The 23,592-nt window shown below is 65.6% G+C and carries 24 protein-coding genes and 7 tRNA genes; 8 read left to right on the top strand and 23 right to left on the bottom strand.

What is annotated here, in order from left to right; genetic code table 11:
- The first annotated feature begins 11 nt into the window (after nt 1-11).
- The gene (gene gloB / locus C1930_RS04935) at nt 12-776 is read left to right on the top strand and encodes a hydroxyacylglutathione hydrolase (protein ID WP_108752321.1); all 765 of its coding nucleotides are present in this window, start codon (nt 12-14) and stop codon (nt 774-776) included.
- A complete protein-coding gene (locus tag C1930_RS04930; protein ID WP_108755532.1) occupies nt 773-1,975 on the top strand; it encodes a lytic transglycosylase domain-containing protein in 1,203 nt (400 codons plus the stop codon). The genes gloB and C1930_RS04930 overlap by 4 nt, the downstream gene beginning before the upstream one ends.
- 113 nt (nt 1,976-2,088) lie before the next feature.
- On the opposite strand, the gene C1930_RS04925 is transcribed toward C1930_RS04930, so the two are convergent.
- The gene (locus C1930_RS04925; protein WP_108755531.1) at nt 2,089-4,041 is read right to left on the bottom strand and encodes a peptidyl-prolyl cis-trans isomerase; all 1,953 of its coding nucleotides are present in this window, start codon (nt 4,039-4,041) and stop codon (nt 2,089-2,091) included.
- Nucleotides 4,042-4,255: 214 nt separating this feature from the next.
- Here C1930_RS04925 and C1930_RS04920 point away from each other — a divergent pair, with 214 nt between their 5' ends.
- From C1930_RS04920 to C1930_RS04905, 4 genes are read left to right on the top strand one after another with little or no spacing between them, the layout of a single operon-like run.
- Nucleotides 4,256-5,203, top strand: a complete 948-nt coding sequence (locus C1930_RS04920) for an NAD(P)-dependent oxidoreductase (RefSeq protein ID WP_108771212.1) — start codon at nt 4,256-4,258, stop codon at nt 5,201-5,203.
- Nucleotides 5,200-6,357, top strand: coding sequence for a glycosyltransferase (locus C1930_RS04915; RefSeq protein WP_108755529.1), 1,158 nt, complete (start codon nt 5,200-5,202; stop codon nt 6,355-6,357). Before C1930_RS04920 ends, C1930_RS04915 begins: the two co-directional genes overlap by 4 nt.
- Nucleotides 6,350-6,937, top strand: a complete 588-nt coding sequence (locus C1930_RS04910; RefSeq protein WP_108771211.1) for a hypothetical protein — start codon at nt 6,350-6,352, stop codon at nt 6,935-6,937. The genes C1930_RS04915 and C1930_RS04910 overlap by 8 nt, the downstream gene beginning before the upstream one ends.
- Nucleotides 6,934-8,172 (top strand): nucleotide disphospho-sugar-binding domain-containing protein, encoded by a 1,239-nt coding sequence (locus tag C1930_RS04905; protein ID WP_108771210.1) that lies wholly within the window; start codon nt 6,934-6,936, stop codon nt 8,170-8,172. The genes C1930_RS04910 and C1930_RS04905 overlap by 4 nt, the downstream gene beginning before the upstream one ends.
- A 105-nt stretch (nt 8,173-8,277) precedes the next feature.
- Here C1930_RS04905 and C1930_RS04900 read toward each other — a convergent pair.
- From C1930_RS04900 to C1930_RS04820, 21 genes are all read right to left on the bottom strand, one after another.
- Nucleotides 8,278-8,354 (bottom strand) — tRNA-Asp (locus tag C1930_RS04900).
- A gap of 29 nt (nt 8,355-8,383) precedes the next feature.
- A tRNA-Asp gene (locus tag C1930_RS04895) sits at nt 8,384-8,460 on the bottom strand.
- Nucleotides 8,461-8,500: 40 nt separating this feature from the next.
- Nucleotides 8,501-8,577 (bottom strand) — tRNA-Asp (locus tag C1930_RS04890).
- Nucleotides 8,578-8,659: 82 nt separating this feature from the next.
- Nucleotides 8,660-8,736 (bottom strand) — tRNA-Asp (locus C1930_RS04885).
- 79 nt (nt 8,737-8,815) lie between these two features.
- Nucleotides 8,816-8,892, bottom strand: a tRNA-Asp gene (locus tag C1930_RS04880).
- 26 nt (nt 8,893-8,918) lie between these two features.
- Nucleotides 8,919-8,993, bottom strand: a tRNA-Val gene (locus tag C1930_RS04875).
- Nucleotides 8,994-9,004: 11 nt separating this feature from the next.
- Nucleotides 9,005-9,277 (bottom strand): HU family DNA-binding protein, encoded by a 273-nt coding sequence (locus C1930_RS04870; protein ID WP_004146343.1) that lies wholly within the window; start codon nt 9,275-9,277, stop codon nt 9,005-9,007.
- Between the two features lie 218 nt (nt 9,278-9,495).
- Nucleotides 9,496-11,946: an endopeptidase La gene (gene lon / locus C1930_RS04865; RefSeq protein WP_108748714.1), complete on the bottom strand. Its 2,451-nt coding sequence runs from the start codon at nt 11,944-11,946 to the stop codon at nt 9,496-9,498.
- A 142-nt stretch (nt 11,947-12,088) separates the two neighbouring features.
- Complete coding sequence (clpX, locus tag C1930_RS04860; protein WP_108748713.1) at nt 12,089-13,378, bottom strand: ATP-dependent Clp protease ATP-binding subunit ClpX; 1,290 nt, start codon at nt 13,376-13,378, stop codon at nt 12,089-12,091.
- Between the two features lie 127 nt (nt 13,379-13,505).
- The gene (gene clpP, locus C1930_RS04855) at nt 13,506-14,132 is read right to left on the bottom strand and encodes an ATP-dependent Clp endopeptidase proteolytic subunit ClpP (protein WP_079220811.1); all 627 of its coding nucleotides are present in this window, start codon (nt 14,130-14,132) and stop codon (nt 13,506-13,508) included.
- A 76-nt stretch (nt 14,133-14,208) separates the two neighbouring features.
- Nucleotides 14,209-15,504, bottom strand: a complete 1,296-nt coding sequence (gene tig, locus C1930_RS04850; RefSeq protein ID WP_108761353.1) for a trigger factor — start codon at nt 15,502-15,504, stop codon at nt 14,209-14,211.
- 263 nt (nt 15,505-15,767) lie between these two features.
- On the bottom strand, nt 15,768-16,901 hold the full coding sequence (locus C1930_RS04845; RefSeq protein ID WP_108771209.1) for a site-specific integrase: 1,134 nt from the start codon (nt 16,899-16,901) through the stop codon (nt 15,768-15,770).
- Nucleotides 16,898-17,215, bottom strand: coding sequence for a winged helix DNA-binding protein (locus C1930_RS04840; RefSeq protein WP_108771208.1), 318 nt, complete (start codon nt 17,213-17,215; stop codon nt 16,898-16,900). Before C1930_RS04840 ends, C1930_RS04845 begins: the two co-directional genes overlap by 4 nt.
- 349 nt (nt 17,216-17,564) lie before the next feature.
- Nucleotides 17,565-17,783 (bottom strand): hypothetical protein, encoded by a 219-nt coding sequence (locus tag C1930_RS20160; protein WP_159093554.1) that lies wholly within the window; start codon nt 17,781-17,783, stop codon nt 17,565-17,567.
- 76 nt (nt 17,784-17,859) lie between these two features.
- The gene (locus C1930_RS20155) at nt 17,860-18,009 is read right to left on the bottom strand and encodes a hypothetical protein (protein WP_159093553.1); all 150 of its coding nucleotides are present in this window, start codon (nt 18,007-18,009) and stop codon (nt 17,860-17,862) included.
- Complete coding sequence (locus tag C1930_RS04835) at nt 18,009-18,365, bottom strand: hypothetical protein (RefSeq protein ID WP_108771207.1); 357 nt, start codon at nt 18,363-18,365, stop codon at nt 18,009-18,011. Before C1930_RS04835 ends, C1930_RS20155 begins: the two co-directional genes overlap by 1 nt.
- A 151-nt stretch (nt 18,366-18,516) precedes the next feature.
- Complete coding sequence (locus tag C1930_RS20400; RefSeq protein WP_164114688.1) at nt 18,517-18,660, bottom strand: hypothetical protein; 144 nt, start codon at nt 18,658-18,660, stop codon at nt 18,517-18,519.
- A 118-nt stretch (nt 18,661-18,778) separates the two neighbouring features.
- Nucleotides 18,779-18,928: a hypothetical protein gene (locus tag C1930_RS20150; protein WP_159093551.1), complete on the bottom strand. Its 150-nt coding sequence runs from the start codon at nt 18,926-18,928 to the stop codon at nt 18,779-18,781.
- A 116-nt stretch (nt 18,929-19,044) separates the two neighbouring features.
- Complete coding sequence (locus C1930_RS04830) at nt 19,045-19,461, bottom strand: hypothetical protein (protein ID WP_108771206.1); 417 nt, start codon at nt 19,459-19,461, stop codon at nt 19,045-19,047.
- A 97-nt stretch (nt 19,462-19,558) separates the two neighbouring features.
- Nucleotides 19,559-19,789 (bottom strand): hypothetical protein, encoded by a 231-nt coding sequence (locus C1930_RS04825; RefSeq protein WP_159093549.1) that lies wholly within the window; start codon nt 19,787-19,789, stop codon nt 19,559-19,561.
- A 9-nt stretch (nt 19,790-19,798) separates the two neighbouring features.
- Nucleotides 19,799-19,996: a hypothetical protein gene (locus tag C1930_RS04820; protein WP_108771204.1), complete on the bottom strand. Its 198-nt coding sequence runs from the start codon at nt 19,994-19,996 to the stop codon at nt 19,799-19,801.
- Between the two features lie 896 nt (nt 19,997-20,892).
- On the opposite strand from C1930_RS04820, the gene C1930_RS04815 reads away from it, so the two are divergent.
- Both C1930_RS04815 and C1930_RS04810 read left to right on the top strand, forming a co-directional pair.
- Nucleotides 20,893-21,618, top strand: coding sequence for a hypothetical protein (locus C1930_RS04815; protein ID WP_108771203.1), 726 nt, complete (start codon nt 20,893-20,895; stop codon nt 21,616-21,618).
- 61 nt (nt 21,619-21,679) lie between these two features.
- Nucleotides 21,680-21,763: transfer RNA gene (locus C1930_RS04810), tRNA-Leu, on the top strand.
- Between the two features lie 72 nt (nt 21,764-21,835).
- Here the strand turns inward: C1930_RS04810 and terL are convergent.
- Nucleotides 21,836-23,497: a phage terminase large subunit gene (gene terL, locus C1930_RS04805; RefSeq protein ID WP_159093547.1), complete on the bottom strand. Its 1,662-nt coding sequence runs from the start codon at nt 23,495-23,497 to the stop codon at nt 21,836-21,838.
- Between the last annotated feature and the right edge of the window lie 95 nt (nt 23,498-23,592).

The following is a 23,592-nucleotide window of genomic DNA, read 5'->3' as shown; positions in this document are numbered from 1 at the left end:
GGTCCAATTCTATGCGACTGACTGCCCTGCCCGCATTTGCGGATAACTACATCTGGATGTTGACGGCCGACGACGGCGCCGCGGTCGTGATCGACCCTGGCGATGCCGCGCCGGTACTGGCGCTGGCCGACCAGGGCCTGCGCGTGGACACCATCCTGCTCACCCACCACCACGACGATCACATCGGCGGCGTGCCCGCGCTGCAGGCGCGTTTTCCCGGCGTGCGGGTGGTCGCCCCGGTGGAAGAACGCATTCCCACGGCCACCGAGCGGGTGGGCGAAGGTGAACGCGTTCAGGCACTGGGGCAGATGTTCCACGTACTATCCGTGCCCGGGCACACCCGCAGCCACATCGCGTTTCACACCGCTGAACAGCTTTTCAGCGGCGATTCGTTGTTCAGCCTGGGCTGTGGACGCCTGTTCGAAGGTACGCCGTCCCAGCTGCTGGCATCGATGCGCAGGCTGGGTGCCCTGCCCGCGCAACTGCTGTTGTGTTGCGCCCACGAGTACACCGTGTCAAATGCCGTCTTCGCGCGGCATGTCGACCCCGCCAACGCTGCGTTGCTGCAGCGCCAAGAGGAGGCTTTGGCCATGCGCCGCGATGACCGTTCCACCCTGCCGGTAACCCTGGCCAACGAGCTCGACTGCAATCCGTTCCTGCGTACGCATACCGCGCCGATCCGCGCGGCGGTGTCGGCGCACCTGGGGCGCGAGGTCGTGGACGACGTCGACGTCATGGCCGGTCTCCGGCACTGGAAAGACGGCTTCCGCGCATGATGCGCCGAAGTCTGACGCTGGCCCTGGGGCTTGCCCTGGGGTTGGCCGGGAACGCGGGCGCGCAGTCGCTGGGCGCCGGCATCAGCCAGAACCTGACCGCCGCCGCCGCGGTGCCACTGGACCCGACGGCCCTGCCGGCGGCCAGCGTGCGCAACGGCCAGGACATCTTCACCAGCTTCCGCGACGGCCTGGCCGAGCCCACCTGCGACGCCGAGGCCACCAGCCCGCGTTGGCAGAAGCAGTTCGCCCACGCCCCCTCGCGCCTGGCCAACCAGGACGATGACGCCCTGGTGCTGTTCGGCTATGTCGTAGAAGAGCTGCGCAAGGCCAACCTGCCCACCGAATTCGCGCTGATCCCGTTCGTGGAAAGTGGGTACCGCCCCAATGCCCGCAACGGCAGCGGCCCCACCGGCCTGTGGCAGTTCATCGCCACCACCGCGCGCAACCATCGCGTGCCGATGTCCAACGGCTACGACGGCCGCCTTTCGGCGGTGGAATCGACCCAGGCGGCGGTGCGCTACCTGAAGACCCTGCACGGCATGTTCGGCGGCGACTGGCGCCTGGCCACCATGGCCTACAACGCCGGCGAGTACCGGGTGCTGCAGTCGATGCGCAAGGCCGGCATGAACGCACAGAACGCCAAGCCCGCCGCCCTGCCCGGCCTGTCGCCGGTCACCCATGCGTATGTGGAAAAGCTGCATGCGCTGGCCTGCGTGCTGGAAAACGTGGAAGACCAGCCGGGCGTGATGGCCTCGCTGGACCGCACCGTGCCGGTGCTGAAGGACCACACGCTGCCGGCCGGCACCACGGTGCAGCAGTGGGCCGCGCAGCGGTCGCTGGACCCGGCCCGCATCGCCCGCCTGAACCCCGGCCTGGCCGCAGGCAAGCGCCCGAGCGGCAACGCCCGGGTACTGGCGCCGGTTTCGGCCGCCAATGCCAGTGTGCTGGACGCGGCGGCCGCCGTGGCCGCTACGGCGGCCACAGAAGCCCCCATCGCCACGCCTGCGCCGCAGGTGGCCCGTACCGTGGCCAGCGCCGCCGACCGCCCGCGCAGCCGCCGCCACACCGTACGCAACGGCGAATCGGCCTGGACCATCGCCCGCCGCTACGGCATGCCGGTGAAGGCACTGCTGTCGTTGAACGGCCTGAGCGGCAGCAGCGTGCTGAAGCCCGGCGCCGTACTGCGCGTGGAAGACTGACAACGCCCCGGTAGAGTCGAGCAACGCTCGACTCTACGAAGCCCGCCCCCCGCGGCACACAACAAAAAAGGCCCGGCATTGCCGGGCCTTTTCGTTCTGCGCGCCGCCCCGGGTTACAGGTTGGCTTCGGTGGTCTGCACCACGAACTTCTTGCGCATGGCTTCCACGAAGGCCTTGGCCGCAGCGGCGCCATCGATCTGGGCCAACTGGTCCTTCAGCTGCTTCTGCTGCTCGGCGGTCACTTCCTTCACGTCACCCGGGGTGACCTTGTCCACCACGAACACCAGCGCGTGGCCATTCACGTCAATCTTGCCGTAGCTCGGCTTGCCCTCGGTCGGCACCGGCGCGCTGAAGATGGCGCGGTGGATGTCCGGGGTCGGCACCGGCTGGCTGCGCGGCAGGCCCGGCATCGGGCTGACCTGCAGCTTCTCGCTGGCAGCCAGCGACTGCAGGCTGGCGCCGCCCTTCAGCTTGGCCAGCAGAGCGTCGGCGGCCTTGTCGCTGACCTGGCGCTGGCGGTCGGCGCGGATGGCGGCAATCACCTGCTCACGGGCCTTGTCCAGCGGCAGTGCCTGTTCCGGGGTGTGCGCGGCCACACGGATCACCACGCTGTGGTTGCTGCTGCCGCCCACGGCGATCGGATCGCTGGAGGTGCCGTCCTGCACGCGCACGTCGGAGAACGCATCGCGCAGCACGGCCGGGTCGGCCACCACGCCACTGGCGGTAGCGCGGGTGATCACGCCGGTGGTCTGCAGCGGCAGGCCCACTTCCTTGGCGGCGGCGGCCAGATCGCTCGGGCTCTTGTTGATGGCATCGACCAGGCGGCTGGCCAGTTCGTTGAAGCCGCGCTCGCCATCGGCCTTCAGCTGCTCGGCGGCCAGGGTGTCACGCACTTCCTCGAACGACTTGCCTTCGCCACCACGCACCGCGGCGACCTTGATGACGTGGTAGCCGAAATCGGTCTTCACCGGGCCGACGATCTCACCGGCCTTGGCGGCGAACAGGGCATCTTCGAACGGCTTCACCATCGCGCCGCGTTCCACCCAGCCCAGGTCACCGCCCTGGTCCTTGGAACCGGGGTCCTGCGAATTGGCCTTGGCCAGCGCGGCGAAGTCAGCGCCCCCCTTGGCTTCGGCGGCCAGCTTGGCAGCCTTGGCTTCGGCACCGTCGCCGGTCAGCAGGATGTGCGCGGCCTGGCGCTGTTCCGGCGCCACGAACTTGGCCTTCTCTTCTTCATAGCGCTTGCGCAGGGCAGCTTCGTCGGCGGCGGCCGGGGCCGGCAGGTTGGCGCCATTCACTTCGACGAACTCCAGCGAGACCGATTCGGCCTGGCGGAAATCCTTGCCGTGGCTGTCGTACCACTGCTTGATCTGCGCGTCGGTCACCGGCGCGGTATCGGCCGGCACTTCCGGCAGACCCACCAGCTGCACGTCGCGGGTTTCACCCAGCAGCTTCAGCAGGCGCTCGGTCTCGGCCTGGGTAACGAAGCCCGAATTCTGCAGGCCCGACGGAATGACCGACTGCTGCAGGCTGTCACGCACCAGTTCCTGGAACTGGGTGGGCGTGCGCGGCGGGTTGCCGGTCTGCAGGGCCAGGCGGTAGTTGGCTTCGCTGAACTTGCCATCCTGGCCCAGGAAGGCCGGGATGGTCATGATGTACTCGCGCACTGCGCCGTCGCCAATGACGACACCGGCCTGTTCACCGACCAGGCGAACGACCTGCTCGTCCACCAGCTGATCGAGCACGGCCAGCTTGTTCTCGGTGCTTTCAAACGCACGCGGATCGAAGTCTTCACCCTGCTGCTGGCGGGCGCGCATGCGCTCCTGCTCGAAGCGGGTGCGGAAATCCTGCGAACTGATCTCGTGGTGCTGCCACAGCATGCGCACCGGCCACCACGACGGCGCCGAGCGCCACCAGGTCGGCGGCGCCGAAACCTTGGCCACGTTCTGCGCGCCGACACCACCGAGGTAGCTGTTGTCGATCACGAACAGGAACGGAATCATCAGCAGCCCCAGGATCACAGTGACGATCCAGCCTGAGGTCTTGTCGCGGAGTTTCTGCAGCATGGTGAGGAATCACATGGCCTGATTGGCGAGCCCGGCAGTGTAACCCGCTTCGCCGCAGGCACCAAAAACGGCCGCAAGGCAGGCGGCACAAGCCTCTGCGGCAGGTCGCCATGCCCCCGGCATGGCTGCCGCAGCCGTCATTGCGCATACTGGCCGCCCCGGCAGGCATGCGACCTGCGTTCGGCCCGCGGCAAGGGCGGAGGAAACCACGCCCATGCGCATCCTGGTCACCGGCGCGTCCGGCTTCATCGGCGGCGCCCTGCTGCGCCGCCTGGCCGCGCTGCCGCAGGTGCAGGCACTGGGCGTCGGCCGGCGCCCGCTGGACCGGCCTGACTACGTGCAGGCGGACCTGCGGCAGCCGCTGCACCTGTCGTTCCGGCCCGACGTGGTGGTGCATGCGGCGGCCCTGGCGGCGCCCTGGGCCCGCCCGGCGCAATACCGGCAGCACAACGTGGACGCCACCGCGCAGGTCATCGCCTTCTGCCAGGCCAACGGCCTGCCGCGCCTGCTGCACCTGTCCACTACGGCGGTGTTCTACCGCGCCGCGCACCAGTACGACCTGGACGAGGACAGCCCGATCGGGCCGGCGTTCCTGAACGACTATGCGCGCAGCAAGGCGGCAGCCGAGGCGCTGGTATCGGCCTATCCGGGGCCGCACTGCATCCTGCGCCCGCGCGCGGTGTTCGGCCCGGGCGACACCCTGCTGATGCCGCGCCTGCTGGACGCCGCCCGTCGCGGGGCGCTGCCACGGCTGGTCAGCGCCGGCGGGCCACCGCTGATCGACCTGATCCACATCGACACCCTGGTGGAGTACCTGCTGCGGGCCATCCAGGCGCGTCGGCTGGCCCCGGCCTACAACCTGACCAATGCGCAGCCGGTGGATCTGCAGGCCCTGCTGCAGCGCCTGCTGGCCGCGTTGGAGCTGCCACCGCTGGGCCGCCGCCTGCCCACCGGTGTGGCGCTGGCCGGCGCCGGCGCGCTGGAAGGCGCCTGGCGCCTGCTGCGTCTGCGCGGCGAGCCGCCCATCACCCGCTTCGGCGTGGCCGCATTTGCCTATTCCAAGACCTTCAACCCGCAGCGCATGCTGGCCGATCTGGGCCCGCCCCTGCTGGGCATGGAGACCGCCATCGAACGCCTCATCCACGAGCAGCGTGCGCAATGAACACCGTGACCCTCGCCAGCGCCGCGGTCGCACTGGCCTACCTGCTGCTGCTCGCCCTGAAGGCAACGGGGGCGATGCGCGTGCTGCGGCAACGACCGCCCGGCACCCACAGCCGCTTCGATGGCCACGGCGTGGCGATCCTGCAGCCGATCCTGGGCGGTGACCCACTGCTGGCCCAGGTGCTGGCGGCGAACCTGCAGGCGCTGCCCGGCGCGCATTTCCACTGGCTGCTGGATGAAGCCGATGCGCTGGGGCGGGCGGCGGCGGCGCAGCTGTGTGCGCAGTACCCCGACCACCTCATCACCTGCCTGCTGCACCCCGCGGCGCCGCAGGGCATCAATCCCAAGACCTTCAAACTCGATGGCGTATTGCCGCGCGTGCAGGAGCCGGTCGTGCTGGTGCTGGACGACGATGCGCGGCTGTCCGCAGCGGCGCTGGCACAGATGCTGGATGAGCTGCCGCACGCCGATCTGGTCACCGCCCTGCCCTGCTACCGCGACGACGCCCGTTTCGGCTCGCGATTGATGGCGCAGTTCGTCAACAACAACACCGCGCTGACCTACCTGGGCCTGCTGCCGTGGCTGGCGCCGCTGTCGATCAATGGCATGTGCTACGCACTGCAGACCGCGCGCCTGCGCGAACTGGGCGGCTTCGCGCCGCTGCGGCACATGCTGGCCGACGATCTGGCGCTGGCACGTGCCCTGCGCGACCAGGGCGCCCGCCTGCACCAGTCCACCGCCTGCGTGGAAGTGCAGACGCATGTGCCGACGCTGCAGCGCTACCGGCAGCAGATGCATCGCTGGATGTTGTTTGCGCTGCTGTTGCTGCGGGATGAATCGCGCCCGGTACGCGCCTTGATCGGGCTGCTGCACGGCCTGCCGCCGCTGCTGCTGTGGGCGGTGCTGCTGCTGGCGGCGTGGCCACCGCTGGGGGCACCAGCACTGATCGCGGCCGCCGTGCTGCTGCTGCGTGCGGCGGTACTGATGCGGCTGCAGCGGCGCGCCAGTGGGCGCGTGCGCCATCGCCCCGTGCTGTCGGTGCTGGCCGAACTGCTGCAACCCCTGCACCTGCTGCACGCGACCTGCGTGCGGCGCATCCGCTGGCGTACCCATCTCTATCATGTGCGCGCCAATGACCGCTTCCACGATGCCTGAACCTGCCGCGCCGCCCATCCACCTGCAGATCGCCTTCCTGTGCGGGCAGAGTGATCCGGCGCGCTGCGCGCTCAGTCCGGCGCAACTGCAGTTCGGCCAGGCGCTGCTGGCACCTGGCCGGCGCCTGCATCCCTGCAACTTCCCCTACGACGCGCAGACAGCGCCGTTCCGGCGCGTGCCCTTGTTATCGGCGAGCTGGCACAACAGCCGCCAGTACCTGCGCTCACGCCAGCCAGCCTTCGCCCGCCGCCATGCTGCCGCGGTGACTGATCTGCTGCTCGCGGCGCCACACACGCTGTTGCTGGCCGGCAGCTGCGGGCTGGAACTGCTGGCCAACCTGCAGTTGCCGGCCGCACTGTCACAGCGGTTCAGCGTATTGGCCTATGGCCCTGTGGCGCGACACGCCCCGGCGGCCGCACGCCTGCAGGTGCTGGTGGGGCGACAGGACTGGATCTCCCGAGCCGGCTGGCGCGGCGCGCGACAGTGGGTGCGCAGCGGCCACATGGATTACCTGCAACAGGCGCCGGTGCTGACGCAGGCGCACGCGATGATTGCCCGCATCGAGCAGGCGTTGCCGTGAAGATCGAGCTGCTGGCACCGCCCTACAGCGGCCACCTGCATCCACTGCTGGCCATCGCCCGGCAACTGCAGGCGCAACACCAGGTAACGGTGCTGAGTACGCCCGGCGCGCAACCGGCGATTGCCGCCAGTGGGCTGCACGGCGATGTGCTGCTGTCGGCCGCGCACGAAGCGGCGCTGTGGCAGATCGCCAATCCCGGCGTGGCGGTGAAGGCCAACCCGCTGCGCATGCACGCGCAGCTGCGCCAGGCGCTGCAGTTGATGGCGCAGATGCGGCACGCGCTGCAGCAGCGCTGGGCCGAGCAGCGGCCGGATCTGGTCATCGTTGACTTCACCCTGCCGCCGGCCGGCCTGCTGGCCGCCGAACTCGGCATCCGCTGGTGGACCAGCCTGCCCTCGCCGTGCGTGCTGGACTGCGCCGATGGGCCACCGCCCTACCTGGGCGGCATGTCGCCGCCGCGCACGGCGTGGCAGCGCGTGCAGCAGGCGGCGGGGCGGCAGATGATCCGCCTGTTCAAGCGCGGCGTGCATGCCTGGCAGCGCCCGGCGATGCGCCGCCTGGGCGTGCCTGCCATCTACCGCCGCGATGGCAGTGAACAGGTTTACTCCGATGAATGCATCCTGGCCCTGGGCGTGCCGGAACTGGAATTTCCGCGGCGCTGGCCGGCGGCGCTGCAGTTCATCGGGCCGATGCTGCATACCCCGCACAGCGAGCACGCAGCGCCACCGTTCGTGGACGGCGCGCGACACCTGCTGGTGACCGCAGGCACGCATCAGGACTGGGTCAAACCACGACTGGCCGAGGCTGCCGCCGCATTGGCGCGGCAGTACCCGCACTGGCAGGTGCACGTCAGCCAGGGGCACCAGCACGATCTGTCCACGCGCGCGCAGCCGCTGCCGAACCTGCACCTGCTGCCCTTCGTCGATTACGCGCGCCATCTGCCGCGCTACGACCGGGTGCTGCACCATGGCGGCGCCGGGGTGATGTACCACGCGTTGCGCGCGGGCATTCCGGCGCTGGTGTATCCGCTGGATTACGACCAGTTCGACCACGCCGCACGCCTGCACGCTGCCGGTGCCGGGCTGTGGCTGCGGCGGCTGGAGGATCTGCCGGCGCTGTTCGCGCAGGCGTTGCAGGCCGATGCATTTCCGGGGCTGCCCGCGCTGCAGGCGTCGGTGCAGCGGCATATGGCCGCGCAGGCGGTGCTGGACCGCGTCGCATCGCTTGAACGCTAGCACCTGGCCACGCCCGGCGGACACGTGCATGCACACACCCCGAAAAAGCAAAATGCCCGCGGGTCCAGGACCGACGGGCATCTTCGATGACACTTCAAACTCTGCTGGCGGAGCGGACGGGACTCGAACCCGCGACCTCCGGCGTGACAGGCCAGCATTCTAACCAGCTGAACTACCGCTCCACATAGGCAGAACTTGTTGGGATCCGGGATGGCGGAGCGGACGGGACTCGAACCCGCGACCTCCGGCGTGACAGGCCAGCATTCTAACCAGCTGAACTACCGCTCCACGACAAACTTCGGATACCCCTTGAAACCAGTTCACAACTTGGCGGAGCGGACGGGACTCGAACCCGCGACCTCCGGCGTGACAGGCCAGCATTCTAACCAGCTGAACTACCGCTCCACGTTGTCGTAAACCTTTCTGCTTCCCCCGGCCGGGGCCGGGAAGGAAACAAGGCGCCCGGTTGCCCGGAAGCCTTTGCAACTGGCGGAGCGGACGGGACTCGAACCCGCGACCTCCGGCGTGACAGGCCAGCATTCTAACCAGCTGAACTACCGCTCCAGTTTCTACTGCAGTTCTCCCCGGGCCGAAGCCTGGAAGAAAACAAAGCCCCCAGTTGCCCGGGGGCCTCGCGTTGAAGTGGCGGAGCGGACGGGACTCGAACCCGCGACCTCCGGCGTGACAGGCCAGCATTCTAACCAGCTGAACTACCGCTCCACACTCAAACTTTTACTACGGTGCTGTGGTGGGTGCTGAGGGTTTCGAACCCCCGACCCTCTCCGTGTAAAGGAGACGCTCTACCGCTGAGCTAAGCACCCCAGCGAGCCGCTTAGTTTACAGCATCCTTCAGGGCCTTACCAGCCTTGAACGACGGATTCTTCGAAGCAGCGATCTTGATGGTGTCGCCGGTCTTCGGGTTGCGGCCGGTACGGGCGGCACGGTCGCGCACCTGGAAGGTACCGAAGCCAACCAGGGTGACCGCATCGCCGTCCTTCAGCGCCTTGGTGACGGCGGCAACGACAGCATCGACAGCGCGGCTGGACTCGGCCTTGGTCAGGTCGGCGGCTTCAGCAACGGCATCGATCAATTCGGTCTTGTTCATTCTTTACAGCTCCTTTGGCGGTGGGTTCCGCTTATTCGACAGGGAAGCAACCGCACGCCATCTGCGCACGGCCGCCATGTGGAAACGGTTCGCCGAATTCAGCGATCAGCGATTGCGATCACTCATTCGCGAGTGCTGCTTTTATACCAGCGGCCCTACCCCCACGCAAGCCGGAAAGCCAGCAACGACGCGGGTTTCGAGCATTTCGACAGCGCGCGTCAGTGCTTGACGCGCGCGTTCGAAGCCGGTTTGCCCTTGCCACGCACCGTGACGCGCTGCGCACTCTTGCGTGCCTTCTTCGGGGCCAGCGGACGCTCCAGGGCCAGGTCGAGCACTTCCTCGATGTACTTCACCGGCACGATCTGCAGATCGCGGGTGACGTTGGCCGGAATGTCCGCCAGATCCTTGCGGTTCTCCTCGGGAATGATGACCGTGCGGATACCGCCACGCAGTGCGGCCAGCAGCTTTTCCTTCAGGCCACCGATGGCGGTGACGCGACCACGCAGGGTGATCTCACCGGTCATCGCCACGTCCGCACGCACCGGCACCTTGGTCAGCATCGACACCAGCGAGGTGACCATGGCTGCACCGGCACTGGGGCCGTCCTTCGGGGTGGCACCGTCGGGCACGTGCACGTGCACGTCGTGCTTCTGCAGGAAGTCGCCATCGATGCCGAAGCCGTCGGCGCGCGAACGCACCACCGACAGCGCCGCCGAGGCCGATTCCTTCATCACGTTGCCCAGCTGGCCCGTCAGGATCAGCTGGCCCTTGCCCGGCACCAGGGTCGATTCGATCTGCAGCAGATCACCGCCCACTTCGGTCCAGGCCAGGCCGGTGACCAGGCCGATCTCGTTTTCTTCTTCGGCGCGACCGAAGTCGAAGCGACGCACGCCCAGGTACTTGTCCAGGTTCTTGCTGGTCACGCTGACCAGCGCCTTGGACTTCTTCGCACCCTTCTTCGGCTTGGCCGCCTGCGGGCCGGCAAGCGCGATTTCCTTCACCACCTTGCGGCAGATCTTGGCGATCTCGCGTTCCAGGTTGCGCACGCCCGATTCGCGCGTGTAGTAGCGCACGATGTCCTGGATCGCATCGCTGCCGATCTCCAGCTCTTCCGGCTTCAGGCCGTTGGCCTTGATCTGCTTCGGCGACAGGTAACGGGTAGCGATGTTGAGCTTCTCATCCTCGGTGTAGCCGGGGATGCGGATCACTTCCATGCGGTCCAGCAGCGGGCCGGGAATGTTCAGCGAATTGGACGTGGCCACGAACATCACTTCGGACAGGTCCAGGTCCACTTCCAGGTAGTGGTCGTTGAAGGCGTTGTTCTGCTCCGGATCGAGCACTTCCAGCAGCGCCGACGACGGATCGCCACGGAAGTCCATCGACATCTTGTCGATCTCATCGAGCACGAACAGCGGGTTCTTGCTGCCGACCTTGTTGAGGTTCTGCACGATGCGGCCCGGCATGGAACCGACATAGGTGCGACGGTGGCCGCGGATCTCGGCCTCGTCGCGCACGCCGCCCAGCGACATGCGCACGAACTTGCGGTTGGTGGCCTTGGCGATGGACTGCCCCAACGAGGTCTTGCCCACGCCCGGCGGGCCGACCAGGCACAGGATCGGGCCCTTCATCTGCTTCACCCGCGACTGCACCGCCAGGTATTCCAAAATGCGGTCCTTGACCTTCTCCAGACCGTAGTGGTCGGCGTCCAAGGTGTCCTGCGCGGCCTTCAGGTCCTTGCGCACCTTGGTGCGCTTCTTCCACGGCACGCCCAGCAGCCATTCCAGGTAGTTGCGCACGACGGCCGCTTCGGCCGACATCGGCGACATCTGCTTGAGCTTGTTCAGTTCGTTGCGCGCCTTGGCTTCCACCGCCTTGGGCATGCCGGCTTCGGCGATCTTGCGGGCCAGCTCTTCCAGCTCGCCCGGCGCATCGTCCAGGTCACCCAGTTCTTTCTGGATGGCCTTCATCTGTTCGTTGAGGTAGTACTCGCGCTGGCTCTTTTCCATCTGCGACTTCACGCGGCCGCGGATGCGCTTTTCCATCTGCTGCACGTCGATCTCGCCGTCGACCAGGCCGACCAGCATTTCCAGGCGCTCGCCCACGGCCAGCGTTTCCAGCAGGCGCTGCTTGTCGGCCAGGCGCACGCTGATGTGCGCGGCGATGGTGTCGGCCAGGCGCGCCGGCTCGTCAATGCCGGCCAGGGTCTGCAGCAGTTCCGGCGGCAGCTTGCGGTTGGTCTTCACGTACTGCTCGAACAGCGACATCAGCGAGCGGGCGATCGCCTCGATCTCGCGCGGTTCGCGTGCGTCTTCGGCCTCGATCTCCACGGCCTGGCCGTGCAGCGAACCGTCGCGCTCGTCGACGTGGGTGACCTGTACGCGCGACAGGCCTTCGACCAGCACCTTGATGGTGCCGTCGGGCAGCTTCAGCAGCTGCAGCACCTGCGCCAGGGTACCGACCTGGTACAGGTCGGCCGCGTGCGGGTCGTCGGTTTCGGCGGACTTCTGCGCCAGCAGCAGGATGCGCTTGTCTGCCTCCATTGCCTGTTCGAGCGCGTGCATGGACTTGTCACGGCCGACGAACAGCGGAATGACCATGTGCGGGAACACCACTACGTCGCGCAGCGGCAGGACCGGCAGGTCGAGGGTCTCACTTGGGGAACGGGCCATGGGGGCTCCAGGGAAGGGGAAAACCGTCTCCGGGAGGGCATCTTCCGGAGACAAAAAAAGCCGATGGCCCCGTTATGGGGCCATCGGCTTTCAGATGCAAGGCGTTCGTGAAAACTACTTTCAAATCAGCAGCTTGATAGCGTCACTCGGCGCCTGCGGCCTTCTGTTCAGGGGCCGCCGGGGTCTGGTAGATCAGGTACGGCTCGGACTTGTGTTCGATCACCGATTCGTCCACCACCACCTTGCTGACGTTTTCCTGCGACGGCAGGTCGTACATGGTGTCCAGCAGGACCGATTCGACGATGGTACGCAGGCCACGGGCACCGGTCTTGCGCTTCAGCGCCTTGCGGGCAATGGCCGACAGGGCATCCGGGCGGAACTCCAGCTCCACGTTCTCCATCTCGAACAGCTTCTTGAACTGCTTGGTGATGGCGTTCTTGGGCTCGGTCAGGATCTTGATCAGGGCCGGCTCGTCCAGCTCTTCCAGGGTCGCCACCACCGGCAGGCGGCCGACGAACTCGGGAATGAGACCGAACTTGATCAGGTCTTCCGGCTCGACTTCAGCCAGCACCTTGCCCACTTCCTGCTTGCGCTCGCTGCTCTTCACCTTGGCGCCGAAGCCGATGCCGCCAGCGTCGTTGGAGCGCTGCTGGATCACCTTGTCCAGGCCGGCGAACGCGCCGCCGCAGATGAACAGGATGTTCTTGGTGTCCACCTGCAGGAATTCCTGCTGCGGATGCTTGCGCCCGCCCTGCGGCGGCACGCTGGCCACGGTGCCTTCGATCAGCTTCAGCAGGGCCTGCTGCACGCCTTCGCCGGACACATCGCGGGTGATCGACGGGTTCTCGCTCTTGCGCGAGATCTTGTCGATTTCATCGATGTAGACGATGCCCTGCTGTGCCTTCTCGACGTCGTAGTCGCACTTCTGCAGCAGCTTCTGGATGATGTTTTCCACGTCCTCGCCCACGTAACCGGCTTCGGTCAGCGTGGTGGCGTCGGCCATGGTGAACGGCACGTTGAGCAGGCGGGCCAGGGTTTCGGCCAGCAGCGTCTTGCCCGAACCGGTCGGGCCGACCAGCAGGATGTTCGACTTCGCCAGTTCGACGTCGTCGTTCTTCTGCCGGCTCTCGATGCGCTTGTAGTGGTTGTACACGGCCACGGCCAGGGTGCGCTTGGCGCGGTTCTGGCCGATCACGTACTGATCGAGCACCTCGAGGATCTCGCGCGGCTTGGGCAGCGAACTGCGCGCCGACTGCGCCTTTTCCTCAAGTTCCTCGCGGATGATGTCGTTGCACAGCTCTACGCATTCATCACAGATGAACACGCTCGGACCCGCAATCAGCTTGCGCACTTCATGCTGGCTCTTGCCGCAGAAAGAGCAGTAGAGGATCTTGCCGGTGTCCGTGGAACGACCTTGGCGGTCTTCGCTCATGCTTCGCTTACCCAGTTACCCCACCCGCTGAACGGGGGTTCGATTCGAGAATAGCACAGGGCCGGAGGGACACCAGTCCCGGTCCGACCCTGCAGGAACGAGGCCTCCCTGGCCCCGTGAAGGCCGGTCAGCCGGCCTGGATCGACTCTTCCGGACGACGCTCCAGCACCTGGTCGACCAGGCCGTAGGCCACCGAGTCGACCGCGCTCTTGAAGTTGTCGCGCTCGGTGTCGCGGGCGATCGTTTCCAGCGACTGGCCGGTGTGCTTGGCCAGCACTTCGTTCAGGCGCGAACGCAGGGTCAGGATCTCGCGGGCGTGGATGTCGATATCGGTCGCCTGGCCCTGGAAGCCGCCCAGCGGCTGGTGGATCATCACGCGCGAGTTCGGCAGCGCATAACGCTTGCCGGCAGCGCCCGAGGCCAGCAGCAGCGCGCCCATCGAGGCGGCCTGGCCGACGCAGATGGTGCTGACGTCCGGCTTGATGTACTGCATGGTGTCGTAGATCGCCATACCGGCGGTGACCACGCCACCGGGCGAGTTGATGTAGATGCTGATGTCCTTTTCCGGGTTTTCCGCTTCCAGGAACAGCAGCTGCGCCACTACCACGTTGGCCATGTGATCGTCGATCGGGCCCACCAGGAAGATCAGGCGCTCCTTCAACAGGCGCGAATAGATGTCGTAGGCACGCTCGCCGCGGCTGGTCTGCTCGACCACCATGGGCACCATGTTCAGGGCTTTGGTCCGGTTGTCCATTTCGTGAGGTACCTATCTTGGGGGGAAACACCCCCGCGCCAGGGCTGGCGCGGGGTTTGGGACGATCGGCCCGATCTTACTGGCGGATCGCGTCCTGGAACGACAGCTTTTCTTCGGTGTGCTGGGCGCGCTCGGCGATCCAGTCGATCACCTGCTCTTCCATCACACGGTTCTGCAGACCCGACATGAGCTGGGGGTCGTTGCGGTACATCTCAATGACCTGCTCCGGCTCTTCGTAGGTCGAGGCGATCAGGCGCATCGTTTCGTTCAGGCGCTTGGGGTCCAGGCGCAGGTCGTTGCCGCGGGCCACTTCGCCCACCACCAGGCCGACCAGCACGCGCTTGGCAGCGGCGTCCTTGAAGCCTTCATGGGCATCGGCCGGCACCTGGCCGACGTTCTGGCCGTTGCGGCGGGCCTGTTCGACCTGCTGGGCCAGCATGGCGCGGGCTTCGTTCTCGACCAGGCGCGGCGGCATTTCCACCGACGAATAGGCGGCGATCAGCTGCTCACCCACTTCGCGACGCAGGCGGTTCATCAGCGCGCCCTTCAGCTCACGCTCCAGGTTGGCGCGGATGTCGCTGCGGAACTGCTCGACGTCGCCGCCCTTCACGCCGAAGCTCTTGATGAAGGCTTCGTCCACCGCCGGCACGACCGGCTCGGACACTTCGGCCACCTTCACGGTGACCTGCACGGTCTTGCCGGCCAGCACCGGCACGCGCCAGTCAGCCGGGAAGTCCACGTCCAGGGTCTTTTCTTCACCCTTGGCCAGGCCGACCAGGCCCTTTTCGATGGTGTCGAACATCATCCCCTGGCCGAGCACGATCGAGCCCTTCTCGGTGCCCTCGGCCGGCAGGCGCTCTTCGCCGGCCTGCGACCACGTTTCCACCGCGACCAGGTCACCGTCCTGCGCGCCACGGCTGACCGGGGCCCAGGTACGACGCTGGTTCTGCAGGTTTTCGATCATCTGGTCGATGTCGGCGTCGGTGATCTCGGCCGAGTGGCGGACCACGGTCAGCTTGCTGACGTCCAGGTCGCCGAAGTCCGGCACCACTTCCACGGTGGCCACGAAGGAGAATTCGCCTTCCTCGCCCTTGTCGATACGCGGGCTGCCGACGATGCGCAGGTCGTGCTCACGCACGGCCGCGTCGAAGGTTTCGCGCAGCAGGCCGTCCAGCGCCTCGCCACGGACCTGCGCGCCGAAACGCTGCTCGATCACCTTGGCCGGCACCTTGCCCGGACGGAAGCCCTTGATGCGGGTGGTACGGGCGATTTCGCCCAGGCGGCCGTTGATGTGGCTCTGCAGACGGTCTTCCGGCAGCGAGAAGCTCAGGCGGCGTTCCAGGTTGCCGGTGGATTCGATAGAAGCTTGCATGTTGACTCCTGCCACCGGTGGCGCCCTGGCCCCCGGCTCGATGATGGATGAATCGGTTGTAAGGACACGGCGTCTGGGACGCGCCTGCATTGCCGCAGCCCTTTAGTTTCGCCCAATTCGGCGTGCACTGCCAGCGCGCGGCGGTCAAGCGGCCGCGCAGGGCCCGATCAGGGCGGGGACAGGCCGGCACTGGTGCGAAAGGGGGGACTCGAACCCCCACGCCTTGCGGCACTGGAACCTAAATCCAGTCCGGTCTCCGCTAACTATTTGACGACGTAGAGTTTAGCGCCGTTTTGTGTGCCAGACGAAAGGGCTTGTGCCTCCGCCTTCGGATTTCCATCAGGGGACGGAGGCACATCCGCTGACTGCAGCTTCTTCATGGCGCCCTTCAAGTTGCTCGCGGAGAGGTGCGCGTAGCGCTTGGTCACCTCGACCGAGCTATGGCCCAGGAAGGCGGCCACCGTGTAAATCTCCTCGCCGGACTGAATCAGGCGGCTCGCCGTGGTGTGGCGCAGGGTGTGAAGCGTCACGCCGTTGATGCCCAGCTTCAGCATCACGACCTGCAGGGCCCTGCCCGCGTTCTGGCTTGTCCAGCGGCCGTGGATAGGGGACGCCAGCATTTCCCGGGCCGAATACGACGCCCTCGGTGTCAGCGGGACCATACGTCCCCTGCCCGACTTCGTGTCCCCGTGCGGCAGATGCACCAGCCAGTCGCCCTCACGGTCCTGCACGAGCCGGTCCTTGGTCATCACCTCCAGCGCCTCGGTGGCGCGCATCCCGGTGTCCAACAGGAGGATCACGAGGTGCCACAGGTAGCTGCGCTCCTTCATGCCCGGGGCAGTGTTGTCCGCGAACCAACCCAGCAGGCGCTGCTCTTCCTCTTGTGTGAGGTAGCGCTCCTTGACGTTGTTCTCGGCCCACGAGGGCAACTTCGGGACGCGGTAGGAACTGTCCTCCCGGTACGCGTAGCCCAGGGCGGTACTGATGGCCGACACGTAGCGGTTCTTCGTGGCCGCCTTCATGGGCTTGGGGTGCGCGGTGCCGACCTGGAGGCTGTCGAGGTAGTCCCTCAGGCGGTCGTGGGTGATCAGGTCGCGGGGCCAGTGGCCGATTTCGCGCATGATCTTGCCCACCAGCTTGCGCTTCTCCGGCTCGGACTTCTGTCCGCGCCAGACGTGTTCTAGGGCGATCTTCAGGGCGTCCCCGAGGGTGCCGGCCGGGGCCGCAGAAGGGGCCATCAGGTGCTCGTTGACGATGCGCAGGGCTTCGGCCCTCGCCTCAGTCTCGATGCATTTCCCTGTACTGATCCTCATCCGCTCGCCGTTATTTCCGGCAAAATGAACGTAGAACGGTCCGCCCGGGGACCGCCTCTTTAGGGTGATGTCTGTAGCGCTCATGCAAGGTTCCTTAGAAGTTTGTCCACGGCGGTCCGGCCGGCTTTCGTCAGGCGGACCAACCGGCGGCGTCCATCAGCCGGATCGAGGAAAAATTCAGCCAACCCGTGTTCCTGGCACATCAGCTTCAGGTTGCGGGAGGTGGTGCTCTGGGCCGATTCAGTGGCCTTTTCGATAGATGCCTGCTCCGCGCCCGCTTCGCCCGCCTCGGCGATCATCAGGAGCGTCAGCACTTGTCGATTCGTAGCGTCCTGGCCCAGCAGTTCGGCGGCAGTACGAAGCAAACGAAGTGACTTGTGCAGAGTCATCGTATCCATGGTGGATATCCTTTAAGTGATGGGCAAACGGAAGGAGAAAAGCACCCGCCAGCGGAAGACTACCACGGCGATGTTAACGAATCCCGAATGTCGGGACGATTTCAGGCGGCTGGCGACTTCGCCGGGGAGCAGTTCTTCGAGTGCAAACATCGGTGTTCTCAGGTGGTGAAGAGACGCAGTCTGCGCGTGTCCAGTCGCGCGGCTTGCGATTCGGTGAGGCACTCCCTGCTCATCCGTATGACGCTTCCTTCCGTACTACTCACCGCCAAAACCGTATGGTTCAGGCGCTGCGTCTACACGGGACATTTCCTACTGCAATGCCCGTGCCACTCTTGAAAATGAATGCGGATCAAGCCTCATCGTTCTCTTCATCTCGCGCGTATGGTTCGCGCCAGGACTGCCCAGCGTCGGCCGCACTCACAGCTCCTCGGGCCGCGTTGCAGGCATCCTGAAGATCGGCACTGATGCCACACTCGTTGGCGTTGTCGGCCACGCAGCGGGCCGCCCATGCGGCATTGATGAGGCGCAGGAATGTCGTCCGGGGAATCGTTACTGTCGCGGTGGTCATTGGCGGTTGCTCCTGGGGATGAAGATGCAGGCCGCACTGGCGGCGGCCCAGAGGGCGAGGATCAGGTTCGCGAGGGTCATGGCCGGGCCGCCTTCAGGCTGCGATTCATGCGCTCGACGTACGCGGCGGCGTCCTCAGGGGTCGCCTCGGTCCGCACGAGGGGCTCGTGGTAAGCGTCAGGACGGTGCAGGTACACGCGGGCGGTGCCGTAGGTGCGCAGTTCCATTAGCGCCCCTCCGCTTCGATCATCTCGGCCAGCCGGGCATCCACTGCAGCGCGCAGCGGCGGCAGGCCCGTGGCCGCGTAGGTGTTCACCCACCACATGCCCAGCGGCTCGGCGATGTCGTACGCCCAGCAGCCGCCCGTCCAGCCGTCTGCAGTCGCGTCGGTCCGCACCCAAGCATCACGCAAGGCCGCATCGCAGGCGCTCAGCATGTCGCTGATCAGGCCGCACTCACCGTCGGCCAAGGTCAGGTCGTCATAGGGCTTGTCCTTCAGTGCCTTCAGGGCCTGATAGGCGCCGATGGTCAGGTAGGCGGTGTCCAGCGGGTCGCGCTGGCGGCTCACGGGTTCGTTGCTCATGGTGTGGCTCCGATGCACAGACGCGCAGCGCCGGGCCGCCTGAGGGGCACCGGGCGGGCGCTTTGGGATGGGTAGGGAGTGGCGGCACAGGGGCCGCGAGCGGGCCGCGTAGGGCCGCGCTCAGAGGGGTGGCGGCAGGGCCGCTAGGGCGTTACAGGAACAGCTTGGTGAAGGCCGCAGCGGCGCCGAAGAAGGCCGCGCCGACGACGAACGGATACCAACGCGATTCCGCGTTGATCTTCGACGTTTCGGCGATCAGCTTGGCAATTTCGGCGTCTACCTTTTGGGCGTCCATCGACTTAGCTCGGGGTGTCATCGGGTGTCCTCAGTGTACTGCGCCCTTGGCGCGTGGTGGGTGAAGTGGTTCCGGGGTGTCCGCCTCAATGCCAGGGCGAAAGGTGGACACAGCGGAATCACTCAATGGGTTCGACGCGGGTGATGATTGCCCCCGGCGCGAGCCAACGAATTGCCCGCTTGGCGTCCTCCTCAGTGGATGCGGCCACATGGCAGGTGTTGGGACTACCGGCGCGCGTGGTGTAGGTGACGGCGTAGGCAGTGATCATTGGGCGTTCTCCAGAATCCAGCGATGGGCGTCGATGTAGTCAGCGGTGTCGTGCATAGGGTGTCCCCGTGGTGGTCAGCGGATGCGCCCTCATGGAAGGCGCACCGACTGGCAACCTCAGTTGTTCACCAGCAGCATTTCGGAGTAGCCCATGGCCGTGCCGATGGCACGCAATGCGTCCTCAATCGCTCGGTGGCCGACACCGGCAATGGACTTGTGCAAGCCAATGCCCGCACTTTGGATCGCGGCCGCAGCAGCCGACGACCGCTTGCAGTAGCCGTAGCCGCCCGCCTGCCCGTGCCCTGCGGTGTAGTAGGAGGCGCCGCTGCTGTACTGGCCGCCGACCCAGATAGACGCGTAGACCGTCGATGCTCCGCGAGACCTGCCCATGTAGAGCCTCAGGGTTACAGCGGTGAACATCTCGCCGACTTTGTTCCGCACTACGAGGTTGAACGTCTCGACGGTCTCTTTATCCCCGCCGAGGTTCTTTCCGTTGTCCTTTGGGGCGCTCAGCGTTGCAATTTGTTCGCTCATGGGATGCATATCCTTTGACTGATGTATTAGAGAAAACGACGGGCCACAGCGCGGCCAATGAGGTAGCCCGACAAGCAGCAGGCGGCGAATACAGGAATCACGAGTGGTAATCCTTCAGGGCGTTGGCGAGCAAGCCCGCAATCATCAGGTTGTCGCAGTCGGCCACCCAGGTGAAACCGATGGTGTCCTTGGGCATCACGTAGACGCTCCACACTGCGCCCTTATCCAGCGGATCGCAGGCGAGCATTTCGCCGTCGTGGTCCTCGCGGCGTGGGCCGTACTGAATCACGGTGCCGTCGGCAGCGGTCAAGTAGGTGTCGTGTGCCATGCTCATTCCTCAGTAGGTGAACTCGGTGGACAGGATCGTTCCGCGCTTCACGTAGACCTCCCGGCTTACGTTGTCGCAGTCGATCAATGCGTAGCGCTTGGTACTGGGGCAGTAGTCGCCGCGCTGGTAGGTGCGGGCTTGCTCGCTGCCGTCGTTGTTGACCTTGCGGACAAACTCGCCGCGCTTGATATCCTCAACAGGCTTCATGCGGTGTTACTCCGGTGGGTTCGTTGATGCACCCTCTTGCGAAGGTGCATCCCCAAGCCTTGCGGGTGGGTGGCGCTATGTTGGGAAAGAGCGGTGGGGCTGAACCCCTGTCCCGTTGGCCTCAGCGCCGCCGGTGAGAGAATCATCCCATTGCGGATGCATCTCCGTCAACGGATATTTCGTAAGTGATTGATTTGCATCCTACACAGGATGTTTCGCGGTGCGCATTTAGGACGTCCGGACAGGGCCGCAGCCCTACTGCCCCAACACTTGCGCAGTTTTCGACGGGTGCATGCCTGCTCTGCGCTGCCCCATCTCATATAGGCCCGCGCGAACGCACCTCAGGAACCCTCAGGCGTCCTCAGGTGTGAGCCGCAGCGATACAGCGCCCTGCCCTCAGGTGCGCCCCTCAGCGATCCTCAGGCGGCCTAGCGTTGGTCCTCAGGGGCAAGCGGTCCCCGTGTCCTCATGCATGCCGCAGGCGGGCATTGAGTGGGCCTCAGGTGGGCGTGGGTGGCCGGGTCGAAAAAGACAGATAGGGGCGAGAGGGCGCGGGAATCTGCGGCACCTGAGGCATCCCCATGCCCTGCCCTATGCAGCCCCTCAGGCCACCTCAGGCATGCCCCATGTGTGCCTCACAGGATGCGCTATCCAATGCACTGCCCTTGCCCATCAATCACTTACGCCGCATGTGTGCCCGATGTGTGCCATCCAGGCCCCTGCAGGTGCCCTCAGGACGGCGGAAGGAGGCCAGGGCGAACGCGTTCCAACGCCGGGGGCCAGGGGGGATTTGGCGCGGTCCGATCTATCGAGACCCCTTCGGATTTTTCCCCAGAAACGGCTGATTCAGCGAGGTTGCTGGCGTATCCTCCGGCGATGCGAACTGGAACGACCTAATGGAACGGGATAGCACATTCAAGGATCATCACTTTTGGGAGCTGCAACGCAAGGAGACGCTGAACGCTGGTCTCTCGCTTCAGATCGGTGCAACGACCCTACTGATTGGCGGCCTCTATGCGATGTCGAAGGCCATTACTGGCGAATGCAGTGTAAGTAACCACCTACTCATCGCAGGCGCGCTCCTCACTGGTGCAGCGCTAGTCGGCACGTTGGTGTGTCTCGCTCTGGCTGTATTCGGGTACGAGTATCACCACGCCACCGACATGCGCACGCTGCTTGAGGACCGGCAGCACTACGAGAAGCAGTATCAGGGGGTAGCCGAACCCGACGAAGCCCTAGAGGTCACAGCAGGGAAGGCGTTAACGGCCTTCTACGTAAGGATGGACAGGCTCTATGCCAATGCGGCCGGGCACAACAGCACTGAGAACCAACGCAAGAACAAATGGATATATTGGGCAAACCGGCTATTGGCCGGCAGTCTTATCGGGTTTGCTCTTACTGGCCTCCCGTATCTAGGGGTTACACTGGGCGCGGATGAGAAGCCTGTTAAGGTCCAACTACTTAATCCAAAAGGTGATCTTATGAGCCAAGAAGAGAAGGATGCGCCACCTGCCCCGCCACCGCCCGCCGCCCAACAGAAGCAGATTGAACACCCACCGGAGCGCCAGCCAGTCGTTTGCTTCGATCACGCGATCCCAACAGGCGACAAGCTGAAGGGCTAACCGGTAGAGGAGCGCCTCCGCGTCTAAGCGAGGCGCTCCTCAGGTACACTTGCCGGGCACTGCGGGATTGGCGGAATTGGTAGACGCAACGGTTTTAGGTGCCGTCGCCTTTGGCGTGAGGGTTCGACTCCCTTGTCCCGCACCACATCAGGACCACACAGGTGGACCTCAGGAGAGGCAGGGGACCGATCAATGATCCCCTGCCCTACTCTCTCCGTCAGCGGTGCCTGGACCGGGCAAAGTTGCTGGTGCTCGCAGACGAGGCCTCAGCCCTCCGCGAGAAGAACCCTGCCCATCGGGCCTCGTCCAGCTTCTTCAGGTGCTCCCGCTCCTGGGTCTCAGCGTCCACCCTCAGGCTCGTCAGGAACCACCTCACGCCGTGTGCAAGCGCGTCCAGGCGGTCGTCATGGCGCAGGCACCCGCGATCCTTGGTGACGCGTGTGAGCTGATACAGCAGGCTGTACTTCTGTTCCTTCTCATCACCCTTGCAGGCCTCGGCATCAGCCTTGGCAGCGCGGGCATCCACGATCAGGCGGTGCTGATTGAGCACGGGTTCCAGGTCATCGATGATCCGGCGCTCCTTCTGGCCGGTCGCTCGGACCTCCTCAAGGGTGCAGGGGTACACGCGGGACATCACCGGCTCCAGCAGGGCGGCGAACATGCCGTCACCGAAGTTGCTCTCGATGAGCACATGGTTCACCCGGTACTGCTTGGCAGTGAGGGCCAGTCCGTCCAGGCATGCCTTGTCGTAGCCGGACCGGAATCCACCCCAGGCCTTCAGGAACAGGTTGCCCTCCAGCAGGTACAGCACCACCCATGCGGTCTCGTCTCCGCCTCGGCCCGAGGGGTCGATCACCAGCAGGCGCCCTTGGTATTCCTTGAAGACGTCTGAGGTGTTCATCGGGCGGTACATCCGGTCCCCGGTGAAGCCCAGGTTGGGGATGTCATCGCCGTAGCACTGCTGCGGACCACTGGCCCACACGAGCTTGACCGGGGCGACGTCGTTGTCGATGTCGGTGACGATCAGGTCAGAGGTCTTCAGCGGGTAGCGGTCAGCATCCGCCAGCGACGTATCGAGCATGAACTGCAGGGCGAAGCCGGAGCGACCATAGGACGCCTCACGTTCCGCAAGGTCCATATCGGTGAACCGTGAGGGCTCCACGGTCCGGCCGGCAAGCGACGGATCGCCCAGCAGCTCGGCCAGCAGTTCGGGGCACAGGGCACCGTCGTACTTGTTCGGGTCGATGGGGTAGCGGACAGGCCAGATGCGACACGCGTAGCCGCGCTCGCGGACCTTCTTGTAGATCGACTGCTCAGTCTGGGGTGTACCCAGGTAGATGATGTCGAAGCCCTCAGGCACCACCAGCGCGTCGTACTCCTTGATCAGCTCGGCCAGACGCTCGCGCATCGCCTCGGTCAGGGAGTTCTTCGGCACCTCGACGTCGTCGGAGATGAGGATGGTTGCACGGCCGCCAGTGAGCTGGCCGGTGATGCCCACGCAGGAGACCGACGGGGTCACTGCGGCGTCGGAGGGGCCGACATCGAAGGCCTGGGTCGCGTCGCGCTGACTGCCCTTCGCCTTCAGGAACTGGAGGTGGCTCACCTCGTGGATCAGGCGCTTGATGAAGACGGCATTCTCGATGGCCTTGTCTTCGTTGGCCGAGACGATCTTGATGCGCTCGTTCGGGTTCCTGTAGAGACGCCATAGGGCGTACGCACAGGTGATCCAGGTCTTCGCCGCACCGCGCCATGCTTGGATCATTCGGCGCCGTGGTCCGGTCGCCACGTACTGGGCGATGGCGTACTGGCGCTTGGTCGGCGGAGGTAGCTTCAGGTGCTTCCACAGGACGAACAGGAAGACGCGGAAGTCGTCGAACATCCGACGCTCGGTCTCGCAGGTCACCCATTCGGGATAGGATTTAGATTCGCTCACGGATACATTTGCCCGCAGAGGCCCCCAGGCGTGCCCAAGGG

Origin of the sequence: Stenotrophomonas sp. SAU14A_NAIMI4_8 (assembly GCF_003086695.1) — a bacterium.
Lineage (GTDB): Bacteria > Pseudomonadota > Gammaproteobacteria > Xanthomonadales > Xanthomonadaceae > Stenotrophomonas.
Note: the sequence above shows the minus strand (reverse complement) of the source record. Positions and strands in the feature narration are given on the sequence as shown.